This is a genomic window from Flagellimonas sp. B-3 (genome assembly GCF_056857835.1).
Map to the genome: position 1 here is coordinate 153,078 of NZ_JBSXNW010000024.1, position 25,601 is coordinate 178,678.

A 25,601-nucleotide genomic window follows, 5' to 3' on the forward strand; every position below is an offset into this window, starting at 1 on the left:
TTACTGTATCTTGTTGGGAAGTGTTATGGTGAATGTACTCCCTACCCCTTTCTCACTTTCTACCTCTATTTTCCCTTCCATGGCTTCCACTTGGGTCTTTACCAAGTAAAGTCCAAAGCCTTTACCTTCGGTTGCTCCACTGAGCCTTCCATACATATCAAATATTTTTCGTTCCTTTTCGGGCGTGAGCTCCATTCCAATACCATTGTCGGTAAATTTTAATATTACTGCTTCCTTGGTTTGATAGGTAGATATATTTATTATGGCAGGAACACCATCCTTTGCGTAATGTATCGCATTAAGAATAAGGTTGTAAAAAATGTTTACCACATAGCTTTTGGCCCCGAACACGGTATCCGTTTGCGAAAAATCGGTTCGAATCGACGCCTTTTGCTTCATGACCTCCTCTGTTAACAACCCATTCACATCTTTCATCACATCTTTAAGGCACACCGCTCTGAACTTTTTCTTGTCGGCAGACTTTAATGATAGGGAAAGGTGGAGGTCTTTAATGGTCTGGTCAAGTGCCTCGGTTGTATGTTCAATCTTTTTAACAATGTCGTCGTTTATTTCATCTTTACCCCATTCATAAATTTTGGACAACATTAAAAGGTTGGATATGGGCCCTCGTAGATTGTGCGATATGATCCTAACAAAATTCTGAAGCTCTTGGTTTTGCTGTACTATTTGATGATTGGACAATACCTCTTTGGTCACATCTTGTGTAGTACCGGACATGTACTTGGGTTTGCCGTGCTCATCGTAATAAGCCCTACCCTTTTGGTGCACATAACGTATTTCTCCATTGCCCAAAACAATTCTATGGGTAATGTCGTGCATTTTATTTTCCTCAATACTAGCTTGAACATCATCAATAAACGCTTGGCGGTCATCTGGATGGATAATTTCCGATAATGCATCAAAGGTTGCTTTAAATTTTCCAGGGTCTTGTTCAAAGATTCGAAACAATTGGTTGGACCAAACAATTTTGTCATCCTTCATATCCCAGCCCCAATGCCCAACATTCGCAACTTCTTGGGCTTCACGATACTTTCTTTCGCTTTCGAGCAAACGATTATTATTGTCCACTTCCTGCGTTATATCCTTTTGCCAAATACAACAACCGATAACCTTTCCCGAACTGTTCATAAAAGGTTGAAACGAAAACTCATGCACCACTACTTCCCCATTTTGTTCAAAAGTGTGTCTAGAAGTGGTTGCGAATCGGTCAAAGGCCCGTTCGCACCCCTGTTCGCATGGTTTAAAGAAACTTCCCGACCGATATATCGCTCTTAGATCCATACCTCGGTCGGCTTTGTCCCACCCCTCACTTTTAAGTCTTATCTTAAACGATGGATTAAAAGCGGTCAGCCGATAGTTTAAATCCATCGCCCACACAGCGTCATCCCTATCTTCTACGATTTCAACCTTGTTATGAATAAGTGTCTGTTTCCTTTTCAAAAGTTAAAATTTAATCAGAATGGATCGTTTAAAACTTAGGTCGTAAAAGGGGAACCAAATACTTTGTCTTAGCTGATGGATACTAAGAGACTATTTATTGGCACTTTGCAGGTAATCTTCCAAATGCTCAATTCTTAAAGGCTTTGTAATAAATTCCTTTACATATTTCCCATACTTTTTTGCTTCTTCTTTATCCGCATCGGACTCGGAAGAAGTTACCAAAAGTACTTCGTTGGTTACCGGAAAATCTTCTAGCATCATGAATTCCAAAAATTCGAAACCGCTCATCTCGGGCATGTTAATGTCCAATAAAATAAGCGTTTTTGTTTGAGGATTATCTCTAAATCTTAGGTCATCCAGTGCCAATTCGGGATTGGTAAAGCTCTTAACCCTATCTTCCATTCCCATTCTTCTAAAGTGAATCGCATTCACCGTATTCACTAGGTCTTCGTCATCGACCAAGTATATTTCCTTGTACATAGCGCAGTTGGTCTTTTACTTTGTTAGTTTTGGTTTGGTTTTGTTCTACTGTAAAAAATATTGACAAATATCAATATTCTGCATTAAGTAGAACTATAATCGGAAAACTTTATTATAAAAAACATTCAACAATAATTGCTTATTGCATTTTTAGGCTTAACCCAATTGTTTTCCTCTCTTATCCGATTTCAATTTAGTAATATCCCTTCGTTTTAACAAAATCTTACGGATAATTTCAAAAATCAACTTTTAATTTTTGATTTTTATCATCATCCCAAGTGCATTAATCATGAGTAACGTTTCTTGACCAGTGTACAAATAAGCAGGTTAAAAGTAATATAAGTTACTCCCCACAATACAATCGTGCTTTAAATGATTTAGGGGTACTATTTATCAACTCCGAAGGTTTTTTTAAAACAGGAAAGAGTCTGGTAAATTCTTGAATAATGACGCTTGAAAAGAATCTGATTTCGAAATGGAAAATGCGTGACGGATTTTTAACACAAAAAAAGCTCCTCAGTTACTGAAGAGCTTTTTGTGCGGGTGAAGGGAGTCGAACCCCCACGCCTTGCGGCACTAGATCCTAAGTCTAGCGTGTCTACCAATTCCACCACACCCGCGAAATGGAGTGCAAATATAAATCAATTTTCCGATTTGCAAATCCACTGCCCCGAAAAACTTGTTTTTTGTACTTTTAGGGTCCTTTTTAATTCATATATGAAAGACATACATAATTACATCAGCACCAACAAGGACAGATTTATCAACGAGTTGATCGACCTCTTAAAAATCCCCTCCATTAGTGCCGATAAGGCATACGCCAAGGATGTTTTGGAAGCCGCTAAAGCTGTAAAGAAATCTTTGGACGAAGCAGGTTGCGAAAACACCGAAATTTGCGAAACCAATGGGTATCCCGTGGTGTATGCCGACAAAATCATCGACCCAAACCTGCCAACAGTGTTGGTTTATGGCCATTACGATGTGCAACCCCCGGACCCTATGGATCTTTGGGATTCCCCTCCTTTTGAGCCTGTAATCAAAGAAACGGAACTGCATCCCGATGGGGCCATTTTTGCCCGTGGGGCCTGTGACGACAAAGGCCAGTTTTTTATGCATGTAAAGGCAGTGGAGTTTATGATTAAAAACAATACGTTGCCCTGCAATGTAAAGTTCATGATCGAAGGCGAGGAAGAAGTAGGGAGTGATAATTTGGAAGATTTCCTAAAGGAGAACAGCAAAAAATTTAAAAACGATATCATCTTGATCTCCGACACAGGAATGATTTCCAACGATACTCCGTCCATAACAACAGGCCTACGCGGACTTAGTTATGTTGAAGTGGAGGTGACCGGGGCGAACCGTGACCTGCATTCGGGAATTTACGGAGGTGCCGCTCCGAACCCCATCAACGTACTGTCCAAAATGATTGCTGGATTGCACGATGAAAACAACCACATCACCATACCCGGTTTTTATGACAAGGTTGAGGTCATATCTGATGAAGAACGGGCAGAAATGGCCAAAGCCCCATTTGATTTGGAAGCTTATAAAAAATCGTTGGATATTGATGATGTCCATGGTGAAAAGGGGTATTCCACACCGGAACGTTTTGGAATACGACCAACCTTGGATGTGAACGGTATTTGGGGCGGTTACACAGGAGAGGGTGCAAAAACCGTAATTGCCAGTAAAGCCTACGCCAAAATTTCCATGCGATTGGTGCCCGATCAAGATTGGCACGAGATCACGGAACTCTTCACAAAACATTTCACCTCATTGGCCCCAAAAAGCGTGAAAGTGAAAGTGACCCCCCACCACGGAGGTCAAGCTTATGTTACCCCAATTGATAGTATCGGTTACCAAGCCGCTTCCAAGGCCATGGAAACAACCTTTGGAAAAACTCCTGTGCCACAACGAACCGGAGGAAGTATTCCAATTGTGGCCCTTTTTGAAAATGTTTTTGACAGTAAAACGATTCTTTTAGGATTTGGTTTGGACAGCGATGCCATCCACTCCCCCAACGAACATTTTGGGGTCTGGAACTTTTTAAAGGGCATTGAGACCATCCCTTACTTCTACAAATATTATACGGAGATGAAGGCTTAAATCTTTTTAACGTATTTGGTGATGATCACAATTTGTTGACCATCTACCTTGCCTTCAATATACTCGGCATTTTCGTGATCCAGGGAAATCCGTCGCACGGCGGTTCCCTGTTTTGCGACCATGCTGGAACCCTTCACTTTTAGATCCTTTACCAGCACAACGCTATCACCGTTCTCCAATATATTGCCGTTCACATCCCTATGGATGATTTTTTCACTTTCCTCTTCTCCTTCACCCGTTGCTTTGGCCCATTCCAATGTTTCATCTTCCAAATACATCATATCCAGTAAATCTTGGGGCCATCCTTCGGACTTTAATCGGTTCAGCATACGCCAAGCCACAACTTTTACCGCATCGTGCTCGCTCCACATGCTATCGTTCAAACAACGCCAATGGTTAGAATCAACGGTATCAGAATCTTCTAGCTGACCAATGCACGTAGCACACCCTAAAAGGCTACCATCCATACCACCAGTGGAAACCGGGGGAACTTCATATACCTGTAAGTTTTCTGTTGACCCGCATAGTTCGCAGGTATTTCCGCTTCTGTTTTGTAAGTCCTCCAATAATCCCATGATATTCAAATTTGACGGCAAACTTAACATTTTAGGATATTAAAATGACTTCTTATAATCATAAACAAACTCTACATTTGTAGAATTAAAATTTTTATTCTATGTTTGTAGAGCAATAATTGTAAAAAATTGAAAATGCAGTTATCAAAATCCGAAGAAGAGTTAATGAACATTGTTTGGAATTTAAATAAGGCCTATATGAAGGACATATTGGATGCCTACCCCGAACCCAAACCAGCGACCACAACTGTAGCAACCCTCTTAAAACGGGTAGCGGACAAAGGTTTTATAGCCTACAACAGTATCGGAAGAAGCAGGGAGTACTATCCTTTGGTAAAGAAGAAGGATTATTTTTCCAAGCATGTGAACGGGCTCATTAAAAACTTCTTTAACGACAGTGCCAGTCAATTTGCTTCCTTTTTTGCCCAAGAGACGAATTTGAGCAAAACAGAGTTGGAAGAATTGAAGAAATTAATCGACAATGAAATTAAAAAGAAGTAATTATGTTAGTCTTCCTTTTAAAATCGACCGCATGTCTCGCCATTTTCTGGGTCTTCTACAAAGTAGTGCTGGAAAGGGAAAGCATACACCATTTTAAACGATTCTTTCTTTTGGGAGCTCTTATCGCCTCCTTTTTGATTCCCAATATTGTCTTTGTTGAATATGTGAAGATAGCGCAAAATACAGTTGCTCAAGACTTCCCAATTACCGATGAATTTTTAGAGGTTGGTACTGATCATTTAGTCGCCGAAGAGCATGGCTTTGACTGGGCAGTTTTGTTGTGGAGCGTTTATATACTTGGGGTTATTGCATTTGGATTCCGTTTTATGAGACATCTTGCACAAATTTGGTCCCGTATCCGTAGGAATCCAAAGTTCAAGGAGAATTTCGTCACTAAGGTTCTTTTGCGACAATCACTTCCACCCCATACTTTTTTCAACTATATCTTTTTGAACCAACAGCAATTTGAGGAAAAAAACATTCCACAGGAAGTACTTGTACATGAGGAAACCCATGCGAAGCAGCGACATAGCCTGGATATTCTCTTTATTGAACTGGCCCAAGTCATATTTTGGTTCAATCCCGTTATCTACTTATTTAAATCGTCCATTAAACTGAACCATGAATTTTTGGCGGATAGGGCCGTGATTGACAAGAACAACGATCATTCGCATTATCAAAACACAATCCTATCATACTTATCACACGATAGTTTTAATACACATCAGTCGACCGGCATTGCAAATGCCCTTAATTATTCATCAATCAAAAAACGTTTTACAGTCATGAAAACAAACACATCAAAAAAATCATTTCTATTCAGAAGTCTATTGCTTTTGCCACTTACGGCCTTATTGTTATTTGGGTTTAGCGAGCATCGTGAAATTGCAAGGGAAATTCCAACAGACCATATCATTACAATGGAGCTTTTAGGTATTGAAACTGTGCAAATTCAGGATGAGGTTATACATTTCAATGAAGTCGCTCAAGTTTTAAATCAGGAATACCTATCGACCTATGATTCTAAAAAAACTAAGGTTGAGATAAATGCTGTTCAACCTGTATATCTAAATACCATAAACCATTTGTCCAAAGAAATAAGAACCACTGGCATTGATTTGATCGAGATATTTGCCAATGAGGTCATAATGGAAGAAGGTCAGTTCAAAGAAAATGTTCCGATCACACCAAGCACAACACTTTTGAATGCAAAACAAATGACAGTGGTTGGAATGGACGAGGGGCAAAAAGAATTTGCTGGGTCTTCTCCAGCTCCCATCTCTCAAAATGCTGGCCAAAAAACCATCAACCCGATCAACATTAAAATCAACAAGAGCGGTCAGATATTGTTTCAAAAAGATTTGGTGCCCTTGAGTGATTTAAAAGAAACCCTTTTAAAAATAAACAATCATCTCTCTTTTGATGAACGTAAAAAAACACTGCGTTCAGTCATTCAGGTTGACCAAAACACCTCAAAAAATATTATTGATCAGGTAGATAAAATCCTCGCCGAGTACGGTTCTGCCACCATTAATATTGTAGGTCCAAAAGTGCTTTATCAAGAGAGCGCTACCCGAGAGGAAATGAAAGAGTACAACGCCTTGGCCAAAAAGTACAATGAAATGGACAGCAACCACATGGTCATTAAAAAGAAAGAGGTAATGCGCCTAAAAACCATTTACGGGAAAATGTCCAAAAAACAACGTGCGGATGCCGAACCTTTTCCCGATTTTCCACCTCCTCCGCCGGCACCAAAGGCTCCAAAACCACCTAAAAATATGTCAGAGACAAAGTATGCTTCAAGTCAAATTAAGAATATAATAGATACACAAGACCCTTATGACAACCTTGACAAAAATACCAGAACACCTATAAACCCCGCTACTCCCCCCGCACCACCAAAGCCAATAGAGCACATAAAAAAAATGGTCGCCAAAGGAGCAACTTTCACCCTGAACGGTGAAAAAATATCTGGAAAAAAAGCCATTGAGGTGGTTCAAAAAAACAAACATATAAATATTGATTCAAGGGAATCCAACGGAGCCAACCCTGTAGTAAAACTATCAACAGACCCCATCTTCATAGAAAATTAAGTTTCCGTGACTTAAAAATTGTTAAAAGCCCCGATTATGGGGCTTTTTATGTAACAAATCAACCAAAATCACGTTCTAATATCCTATCAATCAAAGAGAACACTTTATGTTACAACGCTTTTTCATTTTCTGCTCGGGTGCGGACACCCAAATCCTAGAGACTTGTTCCAACGGGGAACGCAACAAATACGCAGGCATCGGTGCCACGGTATTCTTTACAGCCGTCATGGCTTTTATTGCATCGGGCTATGCCCTTTACACGGTTTTTGACAATATTTACACTTCCATTTTCTTCGGATTGATATGGGGCTTGCTCATTTTCAACTTGGACCGATACATTGTTTCCACCATTAAAAAACGTGACAATTTTAAAGGGGAACTGCTTCAAGCAGCTCCTCGAATCGTCTTGGCTCTGATCATCGCCGTAGTGATTTCCAAACCGTTGGAGATGAAGATTTTTGAGAAAGAAATCAACCAAGTGCTCTTGGAGGAGAAAAATGCCATGACCTTGGACAACAAGGAACAATTGGCGCTCCAGTACACCCCGAAAGTTGAAAGCCTTAACCAAGACATTGCCAACCTGAAGAATGAGGTTGCGACCAAAGAGGCAGAGACCAACGCCCTTTACGATACCTATATTTCCGAGGCCGAAGGCACTGCTGGCACAGGATTGTTGGGTAAAGGCCCAGTATACAAGGAAAAACGCGAAAAACACGACGCAGCATTAGCTGAACTCAATGCCTTGAAAGAAACGAACGGCGATAAAATTGAAAACATCGAAGCACAGATTGCCGCCATCCAAACCGATTACGATACCGCAGTTGCCAATTCCCAACCCATTATTGATGGGTTTGATGGATTGATGGCCCGCATCAATGCCCTGGGCAAATTACCGTGGTTTCCATCCTTTTTTATCTTTTTATTGTTCTTGGCCATTGAAACGGCTCCCATTATTGCCAAATTATTAGCTCCCAAAGGCGAGTATGATTACAAGTTTGAAGAACAAGAAAGTGTCGTAGCTACCTGGGTAACCCAAAAAGTGGAACAGCGTAAATTATTGTTGTCCACTGATGGCGAGATCAATCAGCAAATCTATGCCGATATCAAAAACGAAGAAGAACTTTACCGCTACAAAAAAGAAAAAGCAGAGGAATTGCTTCGCTTGCAAGCCGATAGTTTTCATAATGTACAGGTAAAAGGACTTTAATCTACAATACCCATATTTTTTAGTAAGAAAGAGGCATTCATATTTTGGCAAACCCCTTCTTTGAACTTGTAATCGAAGAACAGCTCCCCGTTTACGATTTGGGCATCAAAATAGCGGTTTTCCACCTCTGGAAGTTGGTCTGCGAGGGTACAAAGGCTTAAATCGTGGGTGGCCACCATGCCCGTGGACCCATTCCGTACCAAACGTTCCACAAATTTTTTGGAGCCTTCGGCCTTATCCACGCTGTTGGTACCCTTCAGGATTTCATCCAAAATCACAAAGCAGTCGCCTTTTTTAAGCTCTTCCACAATGTACTTTAAGCGTTTGAGCTCAGCATAAAAATAAGAGGTCTCATCCGCCAGGGAATCCGAAGAACGCATACTGGTCAACAAGCGAACAGGAGCATATTTCACTTCTTTTCCTTTAACGGGCAATCCCATGTTGGCCATCACTATTTGCAAAGCAACGGCTCGTAAAAAAGTGCTTTTCCCAGCCATATTGGCCCCTGTAACAATACAGAAACGGCCTTTTCCAATTTCAAAATCGTTCAAAACGTTCTTTTCGGGGTCTACCAAGGGGTGCCCCACTTCTTTCGCACTTAACACGATATCCCCCTGCACTAAACTTGGATAGGTATGATCGGGATGATTAAAGGCATAAGTTCCCAAGGTGATGTAGGCATCAAATTGGGCAATGGCAGCAAACCACCCTGCCACATCGGCACCATATTTTTTGATCCAAGAGTCGACTTTAAAAGCATAAAACAGACTGTACAAACCAAGACCCTGACCAAAAAATGATACGATCAAGTTGAACTGCTGTTCCAACATCGTGGTACTTTGGGAGAAGCGTTTTAATATTTTAGAGGTCTTTTCTGCATTGACCTCCAATTTCTGCTGAATCTCTTGCAGCAATTCCGAACTAAAAGTGTGTTCCTCCAATTCAGAAATCAATCGTTGATGCTGTTGAATGGTCTCTTGCGCCTCGGATACTTTGGCAGTAAACCCGATAATATTCTTAGCATATCGACCCACGATTGCCAAGCCCGAAAAATACCAAAACAAGATCAGACTTTCTGGTACCATGCCCATAAAAGCCAAGCCAATCATTGCAATTGATAACACACTAAAAATAGGAGGAACGGTTCCCGCCCATTTAGGTATAAAAGATTGGTGGTTTTTCATCCAATCGGAGACCAAATCCGACGATATTTTGGGTTGGGTTTCCCCGGCCAGTGCCGAAAAATGTTGTCGCCACTCGGGCAGCTTGGCCAACTCTAGAATCGCCTCTTGTTTTTTGGCTATATCCTTTGGATATCCATCCAGCAAAAGGTCCGAAAACATTTCCCGCCCTTGTTGCAATTTGGTTCTATTGGCGTATTGATAAAAAGAACCCCTTCCAAATATATCCAAATCCTGTGCATACGGATGGTCGGGTCTTAAAAACTCCTTCCCATCTGGCAAATGGTGGAAACGACGGGCCAAGATGTCCAATTCCGTGGTATTGATGGTGATGAGCCTTTCCAGATACTCCTTGTTGCGTTTTACATTGCTAAAACAGGTAACGAGATACAAAAACAGTACAACACCAAGGGGCAATAACGCAAATAACAAGGTGGTTCCCCAAAGAAAATAAACTCCAAGGGCCAAACCCACAAAAACGGACAAACGCAAAGTGGCCAAAAGGCCCAATCGTTTTTTTACTTGCTGAAGTTCTTGCTGATGCTTTTCTCGTTGGGATGTGTAAAAACGTTTTAAGTCCGTCATCTAATGTCAACCTAAATTTTTAAGCTCTTGCTGTAGCTTTTTGGTGAGACTGGATACGACCAGTTCGTAGGAATGGTCCGCCAAGTCTTTAATCAATTGTGGTGGAAGTTGTTCCAAAAACAATGTGTTCCAATGGGTTTTGCTCATGTGATAGCCCGGAATGATGGCACCATCATATTCTTCACGGAGTTCTTCTGCCCTTTCCGGGTCGCATTTTAGGTTGCACTGCGCAGGAAGACGCTCCAAGGGAACCAAGGCAAACATTTTGCCCATTACCTTGAACACCAAAGTGCTTTCATCAAACGGAAATTCTTCAGTTACACCTTTTTTGGATATGCAAAGCTCCCTAAGTTCCTCTACATTCATTGTTCGATTCCCTGCGAGTCGTAAACGATCACTTTTTCCCAGAGGTCCTCGCACTCCTCAATAAAAACCAAGTGTGGAGGCTCTTCTTGATAGGCAGCCTGATCTTCGGCGGATTCAAAAGATAAAATCAAAGAATAGGTAAATGAATCATCCACTACATCGCGAATCGCCTTTGGCGGTTTGCCTATAAATTTGGTTTTGGCGTACTTGGAATTGTTCAAAAATTTGGTTAAAGACGCTTCAAAAGTAGCTCGGTCGGCTTGGTTATCTGGGTTTTTAAACCAGAAATAAACCACATGTGCAAACGTGTGGTCAAAAGTAGTTTTGTTGGATTCTTGTGCGTTGCTCATAACTGATATTGTTCCTACCAGAAGTAGGGTCAAAATTTTGGTTTTCATATTCACTCTTTTATAGATTGTTTTTCTCTGTTTGATATTTCCAAGGCGGAATAATCCAGCGTCCACCCAATGGTCTCTACGATTTTCTCCACGACCAAAACGGCCTGTAAAGCTTCATTTTTTGCGGTTTCCATAAGTCCGCTTTCTGGTATTTTCTGTTTGATGTGCTCTTTGGCCTCCTGATTGAGGTTCGTTAGATCCGTAGGCGAAAAGCTGTTAAAAATACCATTTTTAATGTCATAAAATTGCAAGTCGGGCTCAATGGACAGTACTTCTGGCTCTGGAAAATGGCTCAAGATGATTTTCTTTTTATCATTGTCCGCTTTCATATCAAGTTTGTTCAGATCATACCCGATATGGGCCTTGGCCTTGATGATGATCAATGCTTTTTTCTTGCTTCGGAACAAGCTCATAAAACTGTCCTTGGTATTCTCGTAGTGATAGATTTCGGCGAAATCACCTTCAACAGAAACCAGTTTGCACACGCTGCGTATCTTGTTCAAGATTACGGTGGATTGTTGTTCCGTTATTTCCTTGTTCCTTTTTTTTCGGAACACAGAGTACAACCAATACATGAGTATTGCTCCTAGTACAAGCCCCAGAAAAGTGTCGAAAATTTCACCCATTAGTATTACCTATTTCACCCAAATGGGTAAACTTGAATCCTTTGTCATATTTTAAGCCATAGCCCAACATTCGATCGAAAGCCGAATGCGAGAACAAAATTACACCGATCAGCTGACATAAAGGTATTGAAAAGTAGACACCGACAAGATATATTAGCAGGGCAACTCCTTTATGATGGAACAAATTATAAAAAAAAGCTCCCGCTTTGTTTCCGAAAAGATATCCGAACATGCCAATATCCGGTGCTAAGATCAGTACCAAAAACCACCACCACGCATAATCCAACAAACTGAAAAGATAGATGCCCAATACGAACATCATCAGCTCTTCAAGCTTTAATATCGTCTTCATTTTTCAAGAATTTTATACAAGACCGGCCTGCTGGGGCTGGCATCGTTCTCAAAAGGAGCCACTTGCAGGTTTAAAAAATAGGTACCGTCCTCCACAGGGTTGGGCACATAGATAAACTCGGTAATGGTTGCTTTGGTTCTTGGTTTTCCTCTCATGTTCCAAAAGGCCTTATGCGCCAAAAGCTCGCCCCCGTCCCTTTCCTTGTCCACCGATGGAAGGTCTATAAGCAAATGCTCCACCCCTTTTTTCACCAAATACTTGGCGGCTTCCTCGGTTAAATAGGTGGGATTGGTATCCGAATATTTTTTGGAACGCTTGTACCCCAAGTTTGGGATGGTCCTAATAACCACGGCCTGTCTTTTTTTGTTGCCCAAAGCGTATTTTATTTGCTTTTCTGAGATGATAAAATCCTCTCCCAATTGTTCTGGTGCCACGGTGATCAGCTCGGCCAAAAAGAAAAACTTTTTTAGCTTTTTGTTGATGGAGTTGAACTCTTCTGAAATATGCCCCAAACATTCGGTATGTGTTACATGCGAATGCGGATTGAACCAAATATCATTGAAATTGGTGGATGCGCCTTCGGTCACTTTACCCACAAACCCATCTTGCTTGTGCGGGGCAATTTTTGGCGGGTCTAAGTACCACGCATTCACATTGTTGTCGCCACCTATGAGTGGTATGGAAATATCCAGCGGTTTGGTCAGGTCTATTTTGTAGTTTTTGGAGTTGTGTTTTATTGAGGCTATCAAATTTTGTTACTTTTTGTCTTTCCCAACTTGATTGGGAATCAATTCTACTTCATGGATTCCTGCTTTAGCAGGAATGACAATTTACTACTTTAAATTAATCATAAAAAGGTCGGAAGCAATTCCATCGGCCAAAAACTTGCCTTTTTTGGTTGTGAGCAATTTTCCATCTTCCAAAACAAGTAAACCCTGCTCCAGAAATTTTGTCGCTTGTTGGCTCAGGTATTCTACATAGTTTGATCCAAATTCCGATGCAATCCTATCCAAATCCACACACCATATAGTGCGTAGGCCCGTCATCACATATTCGTTGTACCTGTCCGTTTTGGAAAGGGTTTCGATTTCCGAAGGCAATTCACCTTTGGTTATTTTTTTAATATAGGTTGGGTTGTTTCGAATATTCCAGCTTCTGTGTTTACCATCAAAGGAGTGTGCCGACGGCCCTACACCCAAATATTTTTTGCCCAGCCAGTACGCTGTATTGTTCTTGGAGAAAAATCCAGGTTTCCCAAAGTTGGAAATTTCATAATTTATGAAGCCCTGCTCTTCCAACATATCCACCAAAATATGGAACTGCTCTTGGGCTTGCTCATCATCCACATCGGGGACAACCCCTTTCTCTATAAATTTTTTAAGGGCGGTTCGGGGCTCCACGGTCAAAGCATAGCTTGAAATATGGGGCAGGCCAAAATCCAATGCTTTTTGGATGTTAGCTTTCCAGCGCTCATTGTCCATTCCTGGGATTCCGTAGATCAAATCAATGGTGATGTTTTCGAAATGTTCTGTGGCTTCTTTGATGCACTTCTCGGCTTCAGTGGCATCATGGGCACGGTTCATCAGCTTTAGATCTTCATCAAAAAAAGATTGAATGCCGATACTAAGGCGGTTGATTCCCGCATTTTTGTATTCCGAAAAGAGATCTCTCGACCCCCTACCCGTTCGGCAGGCAGGCGCTCGAGATGACACCAAGTCATCTGGATTGGCTTCCAAGGTGATTTCTGGATGGTCAATTACTTTGTAATTGTCATAAACCGTTTGAATCAAACGTTCAATTTCATCATTGGATAAAACTGATGGGGTGCCTCCTCCAAAATAGATAGTTTCGACGGCATCATCCGCCTCCGATTTTCGCAAAACAAGTTCTTTGGCAATGGCATTAACCATGACCTCCTTTTTTTCCAGTTGGGTGGAAAAATGGAAATCACAATAATGGCAAGCTTGCTTGCAAAATGGAATGTGAATATAAATTCCGCTCACTCAATTGTTATTTGATCTTATCCGGGTTTTGTTTGATGAAAGCCTCCCAACCCGTATAACTTTTTCCTACTTCCATCCTGCCCTCGTTGTAAAAATGGCAAACGGCGGCGGCCAAACCATCGGTACTGTCCAAATTTTTGGGCAAGGACTTCAGCTTTAAAACACTTTGAAGCATTCGGGCCACTTGTTCCTTGCTGGCATTTCCGTTGCCCGTGATGGCCATTTTTATCTTTTTGGGCATATACTCGGTGATCGGAACTTCTCTGGATAACCCAGCAGCCATCGCTACCCCTTGGGCGCGACCCAATTTGAGCATCGACTGCACATTTTTGCCATAAAAAGGAGCTTCAATGGCAATTTCATCGGGGTGATAGGTGTCGATGAGCTCCAAGGTACGCTCAAAAATAAGTTTGAGCTTGGTGTAGGGGTCATCATATTTTCGCAGCATCAGCTCGTTCATTTGCACAAAGTGCATCTGTTTGTTGATAACCTTGATGATGCCGAAACCCATGATCGTGGTTCCAGGGTCTATTCCCAATATAATTTTTTCTGCTGCCAAATTAGTAGGTGTTTAATACCAACGGAAGCCTAAAACGCAAGCTTACCGGGTTTCCTCTTTTTAATGCGGGTGCTACTGTTGTCAAATCGTTCAAACGTTCGGAAATTTTGGAATTGAAATCGGATATCTCATTCAACACGGAGGTCTTTTCTTCGACGCCCAACACGGAGATAAAACCGTGTTCATCAATCAGGAAGTCGATATAAACCGTATCGTTCATATCGTTCCGAACTTGAAACTTGAGCCCTGCCAAGGCTTCGGAAAAATACTCGGTGATCACATTTTGGAAGCATTCCTGTTGGGCGTCCTTGGGGGCGGTTTCGTCGCAATCCTCAAAAAGGGGGTATTGGTCCACATCGTTCCAATCGATGGCCAAAAGTTCCTCATTCACCAGTTTTTGGGTCTTATCCTCCTTGGACTCGAACAGCTCGCAGGATACGAGCAAACCCATAAAAATGATCAATAAAACATACTTCTGCATGACAGCCCTGATAATTTGGCTGAAATTACGATTTTTTAAGGAAGTATATTAAAAACAGAAAGGCCCAAAATAATTTTGGGCCTTGATTTTCGCTATATGCTATTCCAACTATAATTTAAAAGTGATTGGAATGGCAAAAGGTACTTTTACCACTTCGCCTTTATGTTTGCCCGGTTGCATTTTGGGCAAACGTTCTATGATTCTGACAGCTTCATTTTCCAATAACTCGTGTGGACCACGCTTCCCTATGTCTGTAATTATTCCATCTTTCCCAATCACAAAAATCACACTCACCCTACCTTGAACACCCAATTCTTGAGCTTTTTTAGGGTAATTAAAATGTTTTTTAATATGCTTCACAATCTGTTCATTGAAGCAAGCTCTTTTATCATCAGCATCTTCGCATCCCGGAAAGACTGGAACCTCATCAACGTTCGCAAACGGAACCCCAAGTCCTTCCCCTCTTTGCTCACTGATTTCCTCTTCATCATTCCCTTGGAGCTTAAAAACTATGGGAATGGAAAAAGGTACCTTGACCGTCTTACCTTCGTGCTTGCCTGGTTGCATTTGTGGTAATTTTTCCAAAATCCGTTCCGTTTCTTCTTCCAAAAGTTCGTGTGGGCCTCTCATTTGTATATCGACTACATTTCCTTCTGTATCAATTATGAATATGGAAGAGACCCTTCCTTGGACCCCAAGTTGTTGGGCAGCTTCGGGATAATGAAAGTTTTTGCGGATATGTGCCTGTATTTTTTCCTGAAAGCATGCTCTTTTATCATCAGCGTCTTCGCAACCTGGAAAAACGGGTACTTCATCTATTACGCCAAATGGAATAGAAACAGTCCCTTCATTAGAGATACTTTCATCCTTGTTAATTGTCATTTTAAGCCTGATATTTTTCCTATCAACTATTTCCAATGTAGATACCTCTTTGCTATTACCTAATTCTTTCAAAAGTTGATCTCGCTTAAATTTTTCGTCTTCGGTTAACGACCCGATGTCACCCACTTTTAAAGTGACTATATTATTTGCTTCGCCATAACCAACAACAGCCATTTCCTCCTCCATTGGAACTACTCCTACCTCTTCTGCTTTTGATTCATTTTCGCTCTCGCAAGAGGTGTAAACCAACATCCCAAAAACTAGGGGCAACAACAATACGTACTTTAATTGCCATACGGCTTTGGATTTCTTTTTTTGTAACATGACTATTCGTTTTTTGATTAATGATTTCGTAAAAAATTGATTGACAAAACTGATGTTATGTGTTTGGAACGCTTCGGACAACAGCATCTCAAAATGTGCCACCTTGTTTTGCTTGACGGCTTTTTCATCCGCAATAAACTCGTGCAATTCGGCAATTCTCTTTTGATAGATATACACCAAGGGATTAAACCAGAAGACGATTCGGGCCATTTCAAAAAAGAGGAGGTCCAAGGTGTGCCATTGCTTTACATGCACCAATTCGTGAGCCAGAATATTGGGCTCCTTATCCTTTTTGATTTCCTCGCCCATAAAAATGCTTCGGAAAAAGGAGAAAGCGGAAGTACTTTTAGGTACTGTAACCTTTGTGAAGTCTTGATAATTCTCCACAACACTTTTACGGCGGAGTCTACTTATTTGAATCAACTTGTACACGAACCAAATAGCGGCCAACATACTCCCCACGCCCAAAACCAAATACGGCCAAGAGATACGTTCCAGAAAACTGGTTTCTTCTGCGCCGGGGCCGAGCACTACCCCATTCAATTGGGCGAGAAATACCGTTGTGGTCTGCAACTCCTGTGGCATAGTGGTCTGGAGTGCTTGAATCTTTACCCAAGGCAATATGAGGGAAAGAGCAAACGTGCCCAACAGATATACCCGGTTCCATTGAAAAAAGGTCTCTTTCTTTAGAAAAAGGTCGTAGGTCAACAAAAAGACCAGTTGAAACGCTAAAGATTCCAATATATAGGTAATCATTGCTCGTTGTCTTTAATGTTCTTCATGATTTCTTCGAGTTCCTTCAAGCTGATGTCGTTTTTCTTCATAAAAAAGGATACCATGCTGCTAAATGATCCTTGGAAATACCCCTCCATCAATTTGTTCAGGCTCTGATTACTGTACTCTTCCTTTTTTATTAAAGGAAAGTACACATGCCCCTTGCCTACTTTTTCGTGCGACACAAAGCCTTTGTCCTCTAAAATTCTGACAATAGTGGACACGGTATTGTAGGCTGGCTTGGGCTCTGGCAATTCCTCTAAAATTGCAGCTACGTTCCCTTTTTCAATTTTCCAAAGGAGCTGCATTACCTCTTCTTCTGCTTTGGTGAGTTGTTTCATTTGACACGTTTTAGTTGTCATTCCCGAGAAATCGGGAATCCACTTATTAATATTTTAAATACAATTCAAATCTTTAATTACAAGCTAGATTTCTCATCTTGACTTCGACTGCGCTCAGTCTGACAATTCGAAAATGAGTTGTGGAATTGCAACTCATAAACCAAAAAATGGTTTGAGATTTCTCACATTCGCTATGCTCAGTTCGAAATGACACTGCTAATATAACTAAAAAATTAGTTTAAACTAATTTTTTAGTTTAAAAATGAATAAAAAATCCGCCAGCGTAGCATACTGGCGGATAGTTGTTTAAAAAGTTACGGTCACCTTTCCTCTTAAATAGAAAGGTGTGCCTGGGGTAAAATGGATTTCTTCAAACGAATTCGGTTCATTGAACAAACGGCTTTCCGTGGCAAATTGCGTTTCGTTCCATTCGGTATCGAACAGGTTCTCCACAATCAGTCCAAACGTCCAATTCTTCACACTATAGTTAAGGGTGGCATCGGTTACAAAATACCCTTCGGCTACGATGGAATTATCCTCATTGGCGGGCCTATCGTCAATATATCGATAATTGATTCCGCCCGAAAAGCCCTGGTTGCCTCCCAAGGTAACTCCTCCTGCCATTGTGAAATCGGGCGCCAGAGGAATATAATCTTGCCCATCGGCCTCTTCGGTACTACGAGCGTGGGTGTAGTTGGCATCAGAGTACATATAAAGCCAATCCAAGGGTTGATACCTCGCCCCTACTTCAACTCCCATCCTTCGGGTTTTTCCGCTGGGCTCAACAATACCTGCATCTCCTACATACACAAACTCTTGATCTAGGAACAAAGTCCACAACGTGGCGTTCAAGACCAACTTATTTATTGGTTTTATGATGGTTCCCAAATCAACACCGTAGGCGGCAGGTAGAATCTCCTCACCACCATTCGCAACCACTACCCTAGTGTCGTTGGAGTGAAAACCAATGCCCGTTTTCAAGAAAAGCTGAGTGTTTTCTGTTGGACTGTAAATGGTATTGAACTTTGGGCTAAAAGCCACTTTTTCCTCGCTTCGGCTATCGTACAGTTCACTCATTTTATCAATGTAATCGAACCTAAAATAATCTAAACGAACAGCGGGTTCAAAAGTAAATCTGCCCGATTTGAATTCAGCGCCCGCAAAGGCGTAGCTGTTCACCTCATCCACATCACCATAAGCCAAACGTTCCAATAATTCCTGGCGATTCAGGGTGCGGGACAATTGGTTGTCGTCCACATTGTCGTATCTGAAACCAATTCCTGCATTGTATTTGAAATCCATACCGCCCAACTTGGCCGAATTGTCCTGAAAAACCGTTTTGGCACCCGCCATCAGTCGGTCTTCAAATTGTCTGATCTGATCTCCGTTCACGGGGTCTTCCAAGAAAAAGGTAAAGTTGGAATACAGTTCAAAATCATAATGGGACACAAAAGCCATTGTGTTGAGCGATTTCCCCGTTCCCATATTCTTGTTGTGATTCAATACAAAGTTGGTTCTACTGGTTTGCCCACCCTCGGTATCGTCAATGGCACCAAAACGACCAATCAGACCCTGGTCCACGGCTCGTTGCGGTATTTGTCCAGAAGCATCCCATTTGCTTGAAAAATGAGATGCGGTCAACAACAACTCTTGATCACCCGGCAACGCGTAGCGGTACCTTCCCAAAATATTGATACGATTAAAGTTCTGCGGCGACTGGAATGGACCATCGGTTAAATATAGTTCGGAGGCCAAATAGGCATTGCTGTTCTGGTTGTCCATCACATTGAACATACCCATAAATCTTCGCGCTCCAAATTGCCCTACTTCGGTGGACAACATACTTTTGTCCAAACCTTTTCTCAACTTTAGATTGACGTAGCCCGCCGTATTAAAATTGCCTTGATCGGCATAATACGGTCCTTTTCCAAAGTTTACGTTTTCAATGGTTTCCGGAATCACAAAGTGAAGATCGGCATATCCCTGCCCGTGGGCGTGGGACACCATATTTACGGGCATACCATCCACATTGATGGCAACATCGGTACCGTGATCCACGTCAAAACCGCGCAAAAATAGCTGCTCGGCCTTTCCGCCTCCAGCATGCTGACCAATAATCAGCCCGGGCACCTTTCTCAAAATTTCCTGTGAGGATTTTACGGGATTCGTTTTCACATCCACATCCACCACCCTACTCAAGGCATCCACTTCGGATACCAAAACCACTTGATCCAAAGAAATAGAACTCTCTTTAAGGACAATGCTAATCGGGTTCTGTAAATCAGATTGATTTACCACTTTGGTTTGGGTGGCATACCCAAGTTTTGAAAAATAAATGGTATCGTTTACCGAAGTCCTGTCCAGAACAAAATGCCCTGTTCCATCGGTGTGACTGTGTTGGCCACTGGTCTTGTTAAAAATTCCAGCGTCCTCTATCGGGGAACCAGCTTCATCCACCAGTTTTCCTTGTACGTTTTGCGCAGCAATAGTGCCCATGAACAGCATGGACAATACCGCCATAAAATATTTCATGTCGTTGTCTTTTAATTTGATTTGTGTAAATAAGTCTGAACAATAGCATCCCTAGACCTTGCTTCATCGAAGTATTGATGAAGCCTGTTCCTTAAAATTTTGGTCTAGTTTATTTCAGCTATGCTGGGGAGGAGGCGTGGTTACCCCTTGGCACCAAAAAGAAGTTATGTTTTGGTATGCCCAAAGACGATTGCTGTCTATTAAAGTATTGATTTCAGGTGCAATTTGAATTTCTTCAATGAAGTGTTTATCCAATTTTAGGCTGATATCATCCTTGGATTCGTGCTCATCTGGTTGATTGGCCTCCAATAAATCCTTTAAAGCTTCCAAAGCTTTGTGCGAGTGACCTGCCATAGCCTCCAATGAAGAATAATCAATAGCTTCGTGATCCGAGGCAAAGTTATGGTGGTGTGCTTTTGGGGCCATCACGTGCGATACTTCGTGCAGGGCTTCCAGTACCAAACCATTAAAAAGTCCAAGCAAATAAAACATGCACATTACGGCACACCCCATTTGAATGAACCTTGGTTTTGTATGTGTTTTACTTGTTTTCACGACAGTTTCGTAATTGGTTTCAAATTTACCTACGAAATTTTTAAGGACAGGGTTTCATTTTGATTTTGATTGTAACAATTGTCAGCTACTTTTGTCTAACAGAAAAACACAACCATGGACATTGCACTACTCATTTTAGGGTTCATTTTGATGCTCGTCGGGATACTGGGGAGCCTTTTACCGGTATTGCCCGGTCCGCCTATAAGTTGGGTTGGACTGCTACTGCTTTATCTGACCAAAGCCGTACCCGATAATTGGTGGGTATTGGGGGTTACCTTTGTGATAGCCATAACCATAACAGTTTTGGATTATGTGATCCCCGCCATGGGCACCAAACGGTTTGGTGGCAGCAAAGCAGGAATGTGGGGCACCATTGTAGGATTACTTGTGGCTATCTTTGTTCCTATTTTTGGCCCATTCGGGATTATTATTTGGCCTTTTATTGGGGCCTTGGTCGGTGAATTATTGAACAAAGCCAACAAAGAAACCGCCATGAAGGCGGCTTTCGGTTCGTTTTTAGGTTTTTTGACCGGTACCTTTATGAAATTGTTGGTCACCGTTGTGTATGCCATCTTCTACGTGTACATTTCCATCAAATATGCGGGCGACCTGTTTACCTTTAGTTAAACCAGCCACTCCACTTTTTCGGAAATAGGGGTTCTGGCGGATGGGATTACCTCACCATCAAAATAACCCATATAGAAAAAGCCCAAACACCTTTCTCCATCATTTAGATTGAAGAACTCATCCATGTATTTTATGAGCCCGGGGGAAGACCAATAACTTCCGATACCGAGTTCGGTGCAGCACAGCCACATATTTTGCACAGCCATGGCCACGGATGCAATCTCTTCCCACTCGGGCAGGCTTTCCTTAGGGTCCCGTTGCATGCAGATAGCGATTACAGCACCCGAATTTGACGGGTTAAATTGTAATTTTTTAATCTTCATCTGCTTTGGCTTGGGGTCCGTTTCCTCATATTTATTGGAAAGAAAAATCCCCAGTTCCTGTTTCTTTTCACCTGTCAACACCTTAAAGCGCCAAGGTTCTGTTTTTTTATGGGTAGGGGCCCAATTGGCCGCTTCCAAAATCTTTTCAATGGTTTCTTTGGCGATGGGCTTATCAATATATTGCGGAGGAAAAATGCTTCTTCGCTCCTTGATCAAGTCAAAAATCATAGTTGTGTATTAATTTGAATTCCAAAGTTACACTCGAAAACATTGCCGTCATAATTCCATGAGCAAATCCATACATTTCTGTAGCGCAGGATTCCGATTGTCGGTTTTCCAGACCATGCTCAATACGGCCCGTTGCTTAATTTTTTTCATCTCGATGAACTTCACCTTCATCTGAAACCCATATTGAAGGGTAGTTGGCACAATGGCAATGCCCAATCTGTTCTCCACCAGTTTAAAAATGGTCTGGGCATGTACCGATTTATGCGAAACATGAGGTACAAACCCACTATCCTCACAAATACTGAGCACCGTATCGTAATACATAGGGCTATAATCCTGGGAAAAAAGGATAAAATCTTCATCCGCCACTTGATTGATGTTCTTGAAATTCATTGCATCCAAAGGATGCTCCGCTGGCAGCACCAAGGAAAAGGTGTCCTCAAAAACGGGCTTCACATCCAATCCTTTGGGTACTCGCGACAATCGTACAAAGCCCAAATCCAAACGATCGGCCAATATCGCATTGATCTGTGCACGATTGGAAAGTTCTTCCAAGGAAGTGTGAACCGTTGGGTATTTTTCCTTCAATCCCAATAATAAATTGGGTACCACATTTTGCATCGCAGAACCCAAAAAACCGATGCGTACCTCCCCCAATTGTCCATCGCCGATAAGTTTCACCTGCTTTTTGGTCTGCTCCAAATGGTTCAAAATGAATTCCACCTCCTTCTTTAAAAACTCACCCGCTGGAGTAAGGCTAACCTTTTTCTTGTCCCTCACAAAAAGTTGGGTTTCCAAAATCTCCTCCATCTGTTTGATTTGCGTGCTCAAACCGGGTTGGGAAATAAAGAGTTTTTCAGCAGCCTTCCTATAGTGCAGTTCTTCGGCCACGGCCAAAAAATAGATGAAATGTCGAAGCTCTATTTGATAATTCATACTTATTGATTGTTACAAAAATAAGTATTGGTAATTATTAAACCTAATCGGTAACTTTGAATAGCCGTGATTAATCATATAAACAAAAAGTTGTCAGGTCGAACGCAGTCGAGACCTCATTTTTAAGACTTTGAGTCCAATAACTTCTCGACTTAAGTTCATCTTGAACGTAGTCGAAAGACTCGAAGTGACAGTTCACCATGATTGATTGCGGACAATCAGTTAGTAAATTAATTCAAAAGCATGGCAACAGACCGAACATTTCAATTTGGTGAGGGTCATTTGACCGCAAGCATAGCTTTGGGCTTGGCCCATGGTACCATAAAAGGTGTTTTCTCCAATGAATGCCTAAAAAATGTAAAAGCGAGTTACGAACGTGTGCAACGCATCGTGGAAAAAGGCGATACGGTGTATGGTATCAATACGGGGTTTGGCCCATTGTGCAATACCAAGATTTCCAAAGCTGATACCAAAATCCTTCAATCCAACATATTGAAAAGCCACAGCGTGGGGGTGGGCGAACCCATTTCCACCGAATTGGCAAAAATCATGTTGATTCTAAAAATCCATGCTCTGGCTAAAGGGTATTCAGGTATTGCCGAAACCACTTTGCAACGTATGCTTTGGCATATGGAAAACAATGCAATTCCCGTGGTTCCCTCGCAAGGTTCGGTGGGGGCATCAGGGGATTTGGCTCCATTGTCCCATTTGTTTCTGCCTTTGATTGGTTTGGGGAAAGTGGAATATCAGGGAAAAAACATCCCGACCCAAGCATTATTTGAACAAACAGAATTAAAGCCCTTGGAATTGGGTCCAAAAGAAGGACTTGCCCTGATCAATGGCACCCAATTTATCGCTGCACACGGGGTGATGGTCGTTCATAAATTACAGCATTGTTTGCGACATGCGGATATTATCGGGGCGATGATGCTCGAAGGCTTGCAAGGTTCCATGAAGCCCTTTTTTGAAGAATTGCATCAACTTCGTCCGTTCAAAGGGAACCAACATGTGGCAGGAAGGATTCGTACATTGCTGCAAGGTTCCGAGATTTTGGAGGACCACATTGATTGTGAACGGGTGCAAGACCCCTACTCTTTGCGCTGTATGCCGCAAGTGCACGGGGCATCCCGAAATGCGTGGCTCCACCTTAAGGAATTGTTGGAAATCGAACTCAATTCAGTAACGGACAATCCTGTCATCATAAATGATGAACTCACCATCAGCGGTGGAAATTTCCACGGGCAACCCTTGGCCATGGCCTTGGATTATGCCGCCTTGGCTGCTTCAGAAATTGGGAATATCTCCGACCGCCGTATCTATCTCGCCCTTGAGGGCAACAGTCCCGGAGTTCCAAAATTATTGATGAACGATACCGGAATCAATTCGGGCTATATGATCTTGCAATATACCTCGGCCGCATTGGCCAGTGAGAACAAAAGCCTATGTTTCCCCGCCAGTGCCGATAGCATTCCTACCTCTTTGGGTCAAGAAGACCATGTGAGCATGGGTTCCATCAGTGGTAGAAAAGCACTCAACATTATTGAAAATGTGGAGAAAATACTGGCCATCGAATTGTTGACCTCAGCGCAGGCCTTCGAATACAGAAAACCCCTAAAATCCGGGGTTCTGTTGGATGAAATCCATACCTTCCTGAGAACCAAGGTTGCCTTTGCCGAAAACGACCGTGTTTTTGCAGACGACATTGAAAAAGGAATCGAAATTATTCAAAACCGTGAGATCATTGATTTGGTGGACCGTGTGATGGATGAGAAACAACTGAAGTGGAATACACCACACCTTCAAGAATTTGAAACATATTAAGAATGCACAAACCACTATTAATAGGACCATTCACCCAATTGCTGCCAATGACGGGACTCGCACTAAAAGGAGCGCTCAAAGATGAGCAACTGCCCATCATTGAAAACGGAGGGATTCTGGTTTCCGAAGGAAAAATTCTCAAAGTCGGTGTTTTTGACGAGTTGAAATCCGATGATGTCGACATCCACCCAATCGAAGGAGCACAGGTTTGCCTGCCCGGTTTTGTGGATTCCCATACCCATATCTGTTTTGGAGGCACCCGTGCCCGAGATTACGCCTACCGAAATGCTGGAAAAACCTATTTGGAAATCGCCAAAGCCGGTGGCGGTATCTGGGACACCGTGACCCAGACCCGAAAAGCATCACAAGATGAATTGGTTGAAGGGATTGTTTCCAGAAGCAAAAAACACCTCAAAAATGGGGTCACCACCATTGAGGTAAAAAGTGGTTACGGTCTTTCCGTGGATGAAGAATTGAAAATGCTACGCGCCATCAAGCAGGCGAATGAATCCTCGAGTGCCACATTGGTTCCTACCTGTTTGGCAGCCCACATGAAACCCAAGGATTGGAATCGAGACAATGATTATTTGGACGTAATCATCAATGAATTATTTCCCATCATCAAAACCGAAAACTTGGCCCATCGTGTGGATGCCTTTGTGGAAGAAAGTGCCTTTTCCCCGGAGGAAATCAAACCCTATTTTCAAAAAGCCAAAGCAATGGGATTCGATATTACAGTACATGCCGACCAATTTACCACGGGCGGCAGTCAGGTTGCGGTGGATTTTGATGCGGTAAGTGCCGACCATTTGGAAGCCTGCACCGAAAAAGAAATTGAATTATTGGCAAAAAGCAACACTATTGCGACCGCTTTGCCGGGGGCATCCATCGGTTTGGGATGCGCCTACACCCCAGCACGGAAAATTTTGGATGCTGGCGGTGCTTTATCCATTGCCAGCGACCATAATCCCGGGTCTGCCCCCATGGGCGATCTGCTCACACAAGCGAGTATTTTGGGAACCTTTGAAAAACTGTCCAATACCGAAGTTTTGGCAGGTATCACTTCTAGGGCTGCAACTGCTTTACGTTTAACCGACCGAGGAAAATTGGAAGCAGGGGCACTAGCAGACTTTGTGGTTTTTCCAACGGACAACTATCAAGAAATCACCTACCATCAAGGGCAATTAAAGCCCAGTGAAGTATGGAAAAAAGGAATTAACATTTGCAAATAACTTTGTCATTCCGCACGGTTGCTGAGCGTAGTCGAAGCGAGATGCGGAATCC

The 25,601-nt window shown here is 42.2% G+C and carries 25 protein-coding genes and 1 tRNA gene; 7 read left to right on the forward strand and 19 right to left on the reverse strand.

The features are described 5' to 3' along the window. From AC13CS_RS13140 to AC13CS_RS13150, 3 genes are all read right to left on the reverse strand, one after another. On the reverse strand, positions 1 to 1,461 hold the full coding sequence (locus AC13CS_RS13140; protein ID WP_293167139.1) for an ATP-binding protein: 1,461 nt from the start codon (positions 1,459 to 1,461) through the stop codon (positions 1 to 3). Positions 1,462 to 1,551: 90 nt separating this feature from the next. Next, entirely contained in the window at positions 1,552 to 1,941 is a 390-nt protein-coding gene (locus tag AC13CS_RS13145; RefSeq protein ID WP_163625437.1) for a response regulator, read from the reverse strand. Between the two features lie 538 nt (positions 1,942 to 2,479). Continuing rightward, positions 2,480 to 2,561 (reverse strand) — tRNA-Leu (locus AC13CS_RS13150). A gap of 97 nt (positions 2,562 to 2,658) precedes the next feature. On the opposite strand from AC13CS_RS13150, the gene AC13CS_RS13155 reads away from it, so the two are divergent. Then, on the forward strand, positions 2,659 to 4,047 hold the full coding sequence (locus tag AC13CS_RS13155; RefSeq protein ID WP_293167138.1) for a dipeptidase: 1,389 nt from the start codon (positions 2,659 to 2,661) through the stop codon (positions 4,045 to 4,047). Here AC13CS_RS13155 and AC13CS_RS13160 read toward each other — a convergent pair. Further along, positions 4,044 to 4,622 carry an alkylphosphonate utilization protein gene (locus AC13CS_RS13160; RefSeq protein WP_293167137.1) on the reverse strand — a complete coding sequence of 193 codons (579 nt, stop codon included), beginning with the start codon at positions 4,620 to 4,622 and terminating at the stop codon, positions 4,044 to 4,046. The genes AC13CS_RS13155 and AC13CS_RS13160 overlap by 4 nt on opposite strands. 135 nt (positions 4,623 to 4,757) lie before the next feature. On the opposite strand from AC13CS_RS13160, the gene AC13CS_RS13165 reads away from it, so the two are divergent. From AC13CS_RS13165 to AC13CS_RS13175, 3 genes are all read left to right on the forward strand, one after another. Beyond that, the gene (locus AC13CS_RS13165; protein WP_293167136.1) at positions 4,758 to 5,123 is read left to right on the forward strand and encodes a BlaI/MecI/CopY family transcriptional regulator; all 366 of its coding nucleotides are present in this window, start codon (positions 4,758 to 4,760) and stop codon (positions 5,121 to 5,123) included. A 2-nt stretch (positions 5,124 to 5,125) separates the two neighbouring features. Next, complete coding sequence (locus tag AC13CS_RS13170) at positions 5,126 to 7,216, forward strand: M56 family metallopeptidase (RefSeq protein WP_293167135.1); 2,091 nt, start codon at positions 5,126 to 5,128, stop codon at positions 7,214 to 7,216. 106 nt (positions 7,217 to 7,322) lie between these two features. Further along, positions 7,323 to 8,423, forward strand: a complete 1,101-nt coding sequence (locus tag AC13CS_RS13175; RefSeq protein WP_293167134.1) for a DUF4407 domain-containing protein — start codon at positions 7,323 to 7,325, stop codon at positions 8,421 to 8,423. Here the strand turns inward: AC13CS_RS13175 and AC13CS_RS13180 are convergent. The 13 genes from AC13CS_RS13180 to AC13CS_RS13240 all read right to left on the reverse strand — a co-directional run bounded on the left by AC13CS_RS13180 (position 8,420) and on the right by AC13CS_RS13240 (position 20,340). After that, positions 8,420 to 10,189, reverse strand: coding sequence for a MutS-related protein (locus AC13CS_RS13180; protein WP_293167133.1), 1,770 nt, complete (start codon positions 10,187 to 10,189; stop codon positions 8,420 to 8,422). The genes AC13CS_RS13175 and AC13CS_RS13180 overlap by 4 nt on opposite strands. Positions 10,190 to 10,195: 6 nt before the next feature. Continuing rightward, positions 10,196 to 10,555 carry an MmcQ/YjbR family DNA-binding protein gene (locus AC13CS_RS13185; RefSeq protein WP_293167132.1) on the reverse strand — a complete coding sequence of 120 codons (360 nt, stop codon included), beginning with the start codon at positions 10,553 to 10,555 and terminating at the stop codon, positions 10,196 to 10,198. Next, complete coding sequence (locus AC13CS_RS13190; protein ID WP_293167131.1) at positions 10,552 to 10,953, reverse strand: Dabb family protein; 402 nt, start codon at positions 10,951 to 10,953, stop codon at positions 10,552 to 10,554. Before AC13CS_RS13190 ends, AC13CS_RS13185 begins: the two co-directional genes overlap by 4 nt. A 2-nt stretch (positions 10,954 to 10,955) precedes the next feature. Further along, the gene (locus AC13CS_RS13195) at positions 10,956 to 11,579 is read right to left on the reverse strand and encodes a DUF4230 domain-containing protein (RefSeq protein ID WP_293167130.1); all 624 of its coding nucleotides are present in this window, start codon (positions 11,577 to 11,579) and stop codon (positions 10,956 to 10,958) included. After that, positions 11,572 to 11,931 carry a DUF4260 domain-containing protein gene (locus AC13CS_RS13200; protein WP_293167129.1) on the reverse strand — a complete coding sequence of 120 codons (360 nt, stop codon included), beginning with the start codon at positions 11,929 to 11,931 and terminating at the stop codon, positions 11,572 to 11,574. The genes AC13CS_RS13195 and AC13CS_RS13200 overlap by 8 nt, the downstream gene beginning before the upstream one ends. Continuing rightward, positions 11,928 to 12,680, reverse strand: a complete 753-nt coding sequence (locus AC13CS_RS13205; protein WP_293167128.1) for a cyclase family protein — start codon at positions 12,678 to 12,680, stop codon at positions 11,928 to 11,930. Before AC13CS_RS13205 ends, AC13CS_RS13200 begins: the two co-directional genes overlap by 4 nt. 84 nt (positions 12,681 to 12,764) lie before the next feature. Next, positions 12,765 to 13,934: a radical SAM family heme chaperone HemW gene (hemW, locus tag AC13CS_RS13210; protein ID WP_293167127.1), complete on the reverse strand. Its 1,170-nt coding sequence runs from the start codon at positions 13,932 to 13,934 to the stop codon at positions 12,765 to 12,767. A gap of 7 nt (positions 13,935 to 13,941) precedes the next feature. Next, positions 13,942 to 14,493 (reverse strand): crossover junction endodeoxyribonuclease RuvC, encoded by a 552-nt coding sequence (gene ruvC / locus AC13CS_RS13215; RefSeq protein WP_293167126.1) that lies wholly within the window; start codon positions 14,491 to 14,493, stop codon positions 13,942 to 13,944. A 1-nt stretch (position 14,494) separates the two neighbouring features. Further along, positions 14,495 to 14,974: a hypothetical protein gene (locus AC13CS_RS13220; protein ID WP_293167125.1), complete on the reverse strand. Its 480-nt coding sequence runs from the start codon at positions 14,972 to 14,974 to the stop codon at positions 14,495 to 14,497. Between the two features lie 108 nt (positions 14,975 to 15,082). Continuing rightward, positions 15,083 to 16,936 carry a M56 family metallopeptidase gene (locus tag AC13CS_RS13225; protein ID WP_293167124.1) on the reverse strand — a complete coding sequence of 618 codons (1,854 nt, stop codon included), beginning with the start codon at positions 16,934 to 16,936 and terminating at the stop codon, positions 15,083 to 15,085. Next, entirely contained in the window at positions 16,933 to 17,295 is a 363-nt protein-coding gene (locus AC13CS_RS13230) for a BlaI/MecI/CopY family transcriptional regulator (protein ID WP_293167123.1), read from the reverse strand. Before AC13CS_RS13230 ends, AC13CS_RS13225 begins: the two co-directional genes overlap by 4 nt. 306 nt (positions 17,296 to 17,601) lie before the next feature. Beyond that, a complete protein-coding gene (locus tag AC13CS_RS13235) occupies positions 17,602 to 19,827 on the reverse strand; it encodes a TonB-dependent receptor plug domain-containing protein (protein WP_293167122.1) in 2,226 nt (741 codons plus the stop codon). A 114-nt stretch (positions 19,828 to 19,941) separates the two neighbouring features. Beyond that, complete coding sequence (locus tag AC13CS_RS13240) at positions 19,942 to 20,340, reverse strand: hypothetical protein (protein WP_293167120.1); 399 nt, start codon at positions 20,338 to 20,340, stop codon at positions 19,942 to 19,944. Between the two features lie 156 nt (positions 20,341 to 20,496). Between AC13CS_RS13240 and AC13CS_RS13245 the strand changes: the two genes are divergently transcribed. Then, positions 20,497 to 21,009, forward strand: a complete 513-nt coding sequence (locus tag AC13CS_RS13245; protein WP_293167118.1) for a DUF456 domain-containing protein — start codon at positions 20,497 to 20,499, stop codon at positions 21,007 to 21,009. On the opposite strand, the gene AC13CS_RS13250 is transcribed toward AC13CS_RS13245, so the two are convergent. Both AC13CS_RS13250 and AC13CS_RS13255 read right to left on the reverse strand, forming a co-directional pair. Further along, a complete protein-coding gene (locus AC13CS_RS13250) occupies positions 21,006 to 21,560 on the reverse strand; it encodes a nitroreductase family protein (RefSeq protein ID WP_293167116.1) in 555 nt (184 codons plus the stop codon). The genes AC13CS_RS13245 and AC13CS_RS13250 overlap by 4 nt on opposite strands. 48 nt (positions 21,561 to 21,608) lie before the next feature. After that, complete coding sequence (locus AC13CS_RS13255; RefSeq protein ID WP_293167114.1) at positions 21,609 to 22,496, reverse strand: LysR substrate-binding domain-containing protein; 888 nt, start codon at positions 22,494 to 22,496, stop codon at positions 21,609 to 21,611. Positions 22,497 to 22,739: 243 nt separating this feature from the next. On the opposite strand from AC13CS_RS13255, the gene hutH reads away from it, so the two are divergent. Next, positions 22,740 to 24,317, forward strand: coding sequence for a histidine ammonia-lyase (gene hutH / locus AC13CS_RS13260; protein ID WP_293167112.1), 1,578 nt, complete (start codon positions 22,740 to 22,742; stop codon positions 24,315 to 24,317). Between the two features lie 2 nt (positions 24,318 to 24,319). Further along, on the forward strand, positions 24,320 to 25,549 hold the full coding sequence (gene hutI / locus AC13CS_RS13265; RefSeq protein ID WP_293167110.1) for an imidazolonepropionase: 1,230 nt from the start codon (positions 24,320 to 24,322) through the stop codon (positions 25,547 to 25,549). The last annotated feature ends 52 nt before the right edge of the window (positions 25,550 to 25,601 follow it).

What these genes read in the sequence shown, in the direction of transcription:
- AC13CS_RS13145 (WP_163625437.1), bottom strand. Translation starts at nt 1,941, where the DNA reads ATGTACAAGGAAATATACTTGGTCGATGACGAAGACCTAGTGAATACG.
- AC13CS_RS13155 (WP_293167138.1), top strand. Translation starts at nt 2,659, where the DNA reads ATGAAAGACATACATAATTACATCAGCACCAACAAGGACAGATTTATC.
- AC13CS_RS13160 (WP_293167137.1), bottom strand. Translation starts at nt 4,622, where the DNA reads ATGGGATTATTGGAGGACTTACAAAACAGAAGCGGAAATACCTGCGAA.
- AC13CS_RS13165 (WP_293167136.1), top strand. Translation starts at nt 4,758, where the DNA reads ATGCAGTTATCAAAATCCGAAGAAGAGTTAATGAACATTGTTTGGAAT.
- AC13CS_RS13170 (WP_293167135.1), top strand. Translation starts at nt 5,126, where the DNA reads ATGTTAGTCTTCCTTTTAAAATCGACCGCATGTCTCGCCATTTTCTGG.
- AC13CS_RS13175 (WP_293167134.1), top strand. Translation starts at nt 7,323, where the DNA reads ATGTTACAACGCTTTTTCATTTTCTGCTCGGGTGCGGACACCCAAATC.
- AC13CS_RS13180 (WP_293167133.1), bottom strand. Translation starts at nt 10,189, where the DNA reads ATGACGGACTTAAAACGTTTTTACACATCCCAACGAGAAAAGCATCAG.
- AC13CS_RS13185 (WP_293167132.1), bottom strand. Translation starts at nt 10,555, where the DNA reads ATGAATGTAGAGGAACTTAGGGAGCTTTGCATATCCAAAAAAGGTGTA.
- AC13CS_RS13190 (WP_293167131.1), bottom strand. Translation starts at nt 10,953, where the DNA reads ATGAAAACCAAAATTTTGACCCTACTTCTGGTAGGAACAATATCAGTT.
- AC13CS_RS13195 (WP_293167130.1), bottom strand. Translation starts at nt 11,579, where the DNA reads ATGGGTGAAATTTTCGACACTTTTCTGGGGCTTGTACTAGGAGCAATA.
- AC13CS_RS13200 (WP_293167129.1), bottom strand. Translation starts at nt 11,931, where the DNA reads ATGAAGACGATATTAAAGCTTGAAGAGCTGATGATGTTCGTATTGGGC.
- AC13CS_RS13220 (WP_293167125.1), bottom strand. Translation starts at nt 14,974, where the DNA reads ATGCAGAAGTATGTTTTATTGATCATTTTTATGGGTTTGCTCGTATCC.
- AC13CS_RS13225 (WP_293167124.1), bottom strand. Translation starts at nt 16,936, where the DNA reads ATGATTACCTATATATTGGAATCTTTAGCGTTTCAACTGGTCTTTTTG.
- AC13CS_RS13230 (WP_293167123.1), bottom strand. Translation starts at nt 17,295, where the DNA reads ATGAAACAACTCACCAAAGCAGAAGAAGAGGTAATGCAGCTCCTTTGG.
- AC13CS_RS13235 (WP_293167122.1), bottom strand. Translation starts at nt 19,827, where the DNA reads ATGAAATATTTTATGGCGGTATTGTCCATGCTGTTCATGGGCACTATT.
- AC13CS_RS13240 (WP_293167120.1), bottom strand. Translation starts at nt 20,340, where the DNA reads ATGGGGTGTGCCGTAATGTGCATGTTTTATTTGCTTGGACTTTTTAAT.
- AC13CS_RS13245 (WP_293167118.1), top strand. Translation starts at nt 20,497, where the DNA reads ATGGACATTGCACTACTCATTTTAGGGTTCATTTTGATGCTCGTCGGG.
- AC13CS_RS13250 (WP_293167116.1), bottom strand. Translation starts at nt 21,560, where the DNA reads ATGATTTTTGACTTGATCAAGGAGCGAAGAAGCATTTTTCCTCCGCAA.
- AC13CS_RS13255 (WP_293167114.1), bottom strand. Translation starts at nt 22,496, where the DNA reads ATGAATTATCAAATAGAGCTTCGACATTTCATCTATTTTTTGGCCGTG.
- hutH (WP_293167112.1), top strand. Translation starts at nt 22,740, where the DNA reads ATGGCAACAGACCGAACATTTCAATTTGGTGAGGGTCATTTGACCGCA.
- hutI (WP_293167110.1), top strand. Translation starts at nt 24,320, where the DNA reads ATGCACAAACCACTATTAATAGGACCATTCACCCAATTGCTGCCAATG.